General features: G+C 69.7%; 3 protein-coding genes. 1 reads left to right on the forward strand and 2 read right to left on the reverse strand.

Annotation, left to right across the window (positions count from 1 at the left end):
- Nucleotides 1-35 precede the first annotated feature (35 nt).
- Nucleotides 36-989, reverse strand: coding sequence for a sugar ABC transporter substrate-binding protein (locus AAHM41_RS39835; RefSeq protein ID WP_342242186.1), 954 nt, complete (start codon nucleotides 987-989; stop codon nucleotides 36-38).
- A gap of 158 nt (nucleotides 990-1,147) precedes the next feature.
- Complete coding sequence (locus AAHM41_RS39840; RefSeq protein ID WP_342242187.1) at nucleotides 1,148-1,744, reverse strand: TetR/AcrR family transcriptional regulator; 597 nt, start codon at nucleotides 1,742-1,744, stop codon at nucleotides 1,148-1,150.
- A 71-nt stretch (nucleotides 1,745-1,815) separates the two neighbouring features.
- Here AAHM41_RS39840 and AAHM41_RS39845 point away from each other — a divergent pair, with 71 nt between their 5' ends.
- Nucleotides 1,816-2,463 carry an NnrU family protein gene (locus tag AAHM41_RS39845; RefSeq protein WP_342242188.1) on the forward strand — a complete coding sequence of 216 codons (648 nt, stop codon included), beginning with the start codon at nucleotides 1,816-1,818 and terminating at the stop codon, nucleotides 2,461-2,463.
- Nucleotides 2,464-2,754 lie beyond the last annotated feature (291 nt).

Below are 2,754 nucleotides of genomic sequence, written 5' to 3' on the forward strand. Positions count from 1 at the left end.
GGGGCCGCCCGGGGGGGGGGCCCCCCCGCACCCGATTACCGGTATTCGCCGGCCAGCTTCTCGACCAGGGCGATGTTGTCCTTGGTGATGAAGCCGGGGCCGGAGTTGATGTTGTTGCTGGGAATGACGCCGTAGCGGACGTAGTTCGCCAGCAGCACCACCGGCAGATAGCCCTGCAGATAGGGCTGCTGGTCGATGGCGAAGGTCACCGTGCCGTCCTTGATGCCGGCGGCGATCGCGGCGCTCAGGTCGAAGGTGGCGAAGAACACCTTGCCGGCCTGCTTGTTGGCCTGCAGCACCGCGATGGTCGGCTCGGCCGAGTTGGGCCCGAGCGTCAGGATGCCGTTGGTGTCCGGGTTGGCGCGCAGATAGGCCGAGACCTTGGTCTGCACCTCGCCCGGGTCCATGCCCGAATCGATCATCTGGTTGCCCAGCGGCACGCCGAGCGCGTCGGCGAAGCCCTGGCAGCGCTCCACCGAGGCCGGGTTGGTGATGTAGTGGTTGACGCAGACGAACTTGGTGACGCCGGCCGCCTTGGCCTTCTCGCCGGCGCCCTTGCCGGCGTCGTATTCCGGCTGGCCGATATGCATCAGCGCGCCCAGCTGCCTGCTCTGCTCCGCCGTGCCGGAGTTGATGGTGATGACCGGGATGCCCTTCTTGACGGCATCCATGATCGGGCCCTTGAGCACGTCGAAATCGGCGATGGTGATGATGATGCCGGCGGGCTTCGACGCGGTGGCCTGCTGCAGGATGCGGGCCATGTCGGCGAGGTCGCCGGTCGACGGGTTCTGGTAGTCCACGGTGGCGCCGACCTGCTGCCCCGCCTCGCGGATCGCGGTCTTGATGGTGTTCCACCAGCTGTCGGAATCGGGCGCGTGGCTGATCAGCACGAAGCGCTCATCGGCCGCCTGCGCCGCGTGGGGTGCGGCCGCCAGGCCCAGCACCATGGCGGCACTCATGACCGCGCCGCACAGCAATGTCCGAAGCATTCCTGGTTCCTCCCTCGGTTTTCGTCGCCCGCTTCATCGGGGCCGGGGAGGGGCGTCTGCCCGGGTCCGGCACCGAAGTCGGTTGATCACCGGAATTGAACAGGATTTTTAACCGGAAGGCAATTCAGAATTTCTGTTCTATTTCCGGTCCGGCCGTTTCAAGGGCTGCCGGCGGCGCGCAGCCCGGCCTCCAGGATCGCCGCGGCCCGGTCGGCCAGCACGTCCAGCCCACCGTCACGCACGAGATCCTCGGCCAGCTGGCCGGAGAGGACGATGAGCGTCAGGCCGTGCAGCTGGGCCCAGGCGGCCACCACCGCGGCGCGATCCGCCGCCGGGGCCAGGCGGTGCACGGCGCGGCGCAGCCCGTCATAGGCCTGCTCCGACGCCGCCCGCAGCGTCGGGTCGGCCGATGCCTCCATTCCCCCCTCGAACATCAGCCGGAACAGCCCCGGCTGCTCGCGGGCGAAGCCGAGATAGCAGCGGAACCCGCCGGCCAGTCCCGGAGCCGCCGGCAGGGCCGTCATCCGGGCGGACAGGGCGGCGAATCCCTCCGCGGCCACCGCCGCCAGCAGCGCCTGCCTGGTCGGAAAATGGCGGTAGGGCGCGCTGTGCGAGACGCCGACGCGGCGGGCGACATCGCGCAGGCTCAGCGCCTCCGGCCCGGATTCCTCCAGCAGCGCCCGTGCCGCCGCCACCAGCGCCCGGCGCAAATCGCCATGGTGATAGGGCTGCCCGGCCGGCTCCGATGTTGACACGGTCCACATCCAATCATAATGTTGCTGCCGTCAACATCGACCGGATCGGTCCTGCTGTAAAGGTCGCAACGATGCTCTCTCTCGTCCTCGCCGCGCAGTTCTGGGTGGTGCTGCATCTCGGTGTCGCCGGCCCGCTCCGCCCGGCCCTGGTGGCGCGGCTGGGAGAGATGGGTTATCGCGGCCTGTTCTCGGCGCTCAGCGCCATCGGCCTGGTCTGGCTGGTCCTGGCCTATCGCGGCGCGCCTTACGAGCCGCTGTGGGATCCGGCGCCCTTCTGGGTTCCGGCGGTGCTGGTCCTGCTCGGCTTCGTGTTGCTGGCCTGCAGCCTGGGGCCCTCCAACCCGACCCAGGTGGGGGCGGAGCGGATGGGGAATGAACTGCCGGTCGCCGGCATCACCCGCATCACCCGCCACCCGATGCTGTGGGCCTTCGCGCTCTGGGCGCTCGCGCATCTGACGGTGAACGGCCATTGGGCCGGGGTGCTGCTGTTCGGCGCCATCCTGGTCACGGCCGTGAACGGCATGATCTCGATCGACCGCAAGCGGGCGGCGCGGCTCGGCCCCGCCTGGGACGACTTCGCCCGCCGCACCTCGCGCCTGCCCTTCGCCGCGATCCTGGCCGGCCACGGCCAGCTCGCGCTCGGCGAGCTGGCGCCGTGGCGGCTCGGCCTCGGCATCCTGCTGTTCGTCGCCGCGCTGTGGCTGCACGGGTTTTTGTAAGAGGACCCAAGCGGTTCCGAAGCAACGCGTTGCCTCTCCTGCGTGGCGGGACCTTTTCAGAATGTCGCCGGGATCTTCTCGGAGACTTGAGACGTCGGTCGAAAGCAAAATGAGTCCCCCCTCCCCTCGCGGGAGGGGGGTAGGGGGGAGGGGGTTTTCTCGGCTCGAACAGGCCTGGACCCTGGGTCTATCCGCCAGCGTCGGGGCCCTTGTCCATTCGCGCGCGGACGCGCGCAGACCCCTCCCCCTGCCCCCCCCCCCCCACGGGGGGGGGGGGGGCAAAAGGGGGGG

It is taken from the genome of Inquilinus sp. OTU3971 (assembly GCF_038440215.1).

Bases quoted from the DNA above. Each gene is read 5' to 3' on its own strand.
- AAHM41_RS39835 (WP_342242186.1), bottom strand. From the start codon at position 989: ATGCTTCGGACATTGCTGTGCGGCGCGGTCATGAGTGCCGCCATGGTG.
- AAHM41_RS39845 (WP_342242188.1), top strand. From the start codon at position 1,816: ATGCTCTCTCTCGTCCTCGCCGCGCAGTTCTGGGTGGTGCTGCATCTC.